This is a genomic window from Micromonospora sp. RTP1Z1, from assembly GCF_033804685.1.
Lineage (GTDB): Bacteria > Actinomycetota > Actinomycetes > Mycobacteriales > Micromonosporaceae > Micromonospora.
Map to the genome: position 1 here is coordinate 1 of NZ_JAPFQV010000141.1, position 1,051 is coordinate 1,051.

1 protein-coding gene is annotated in these 1,051 nt (G+C 68.5%); it reads right to left on the bottom strand.

Going from position 1 to position 1,051, the window contains the following annotated elements; all coding sequences use genetic code 11:
• Window positions 1-854 (bottom strand): transposase (locus SLP03_RS31405; RefSeq protein ID WP_319464260.1); only part of this gene is annotated, 854 nt, incomplete at its 3' end.
• Window positions 855-1,051: the final 197 nt, after the last annotated feature.

Below are 1,051 nucleotides of genomic sequence, written 5' to 3' on the forward strand. Positions count from 1 at the left end.
TCGGGCAGGTAGCAGTAGTGGAACGCCAGGTCACCGGTGCGCAGATGCCGCCGTACCAGCAGCACATGGCGGGGGCTGGCGGTGGCGATGCTCGCCCACGCGTACCACCGCTGCCCCTTCGACCCCGTCCCGGCGCTACGCACCTCCCACTGATCCTGACCGACCAGCCGCTGCACGGCCTGTTGGCAGGTCAACCGCAGGCCCCCACCCACTTGCAGCAGGAAGGTGCAGGCCACCCGCAGCACGTAGGCCTGCTGCTGTTGCTCGAAGAACTCCCGCAACTGTGTGCAGCCGCCGTAGACCTCGTCCCCGCAGACCACGTCGAAGCGCACCCCATCGGCGTACGCGTCCGCGCAGACATCGATTGCCAGCTGTCCCTTGGTGCGGAACTGCAGGTCAGCCGGTATCCCCATCGCCCGGGCGGTGTCCGGCTCGTCGATCTGCTCGGCGGGGATCCACTGCCGGGCACCGATCAACGCGTGCCCGACGCCCTGGCGCACATACGACAGGTGCACCGTGTTGATGCCGTTCTCCACCCGACCCGCGCACCCCATGTACTGCCGTTTGACCCCACACGTGGCGGCGCCCCGCTTCTGCTGACCGGTCTCGTCCAACGCCCCGACCACCAGCCCCCGCCGACGTCGGGCTGCCGTGCCCAGCCCGTCGACCACGAACCGACGTACCAGGCTCATCGCCTCCTCGCCGTCCCACACCGCCCGGTTCAGCAACCGCTGCGTCCGGTCCGGACCACGGTCCCCGACGTGCTCCGCGATCGTCCACCCGTTCCGTTTCGGCAGGTCACTGGCCACCGCAGCCACATACTTCGTCGCCTGCTGCCAGGTCTGCGTCCGCACGAAACACGACCGCAGACGCTCCATCAACTCGGCCCGCAACCGTTGCACCCGCCGAGCCGCTATCCTGGCAGCCGCAGCCGCCCTCGATTCTGTTGTCTTCACACACACATGATCATCAGGGCGGCTGCACCCACATCACCCGCCCCACCCCGGGGCGTCCACCCTGGTCAGACAGCTAATGGCGGCTGCCGTACTAG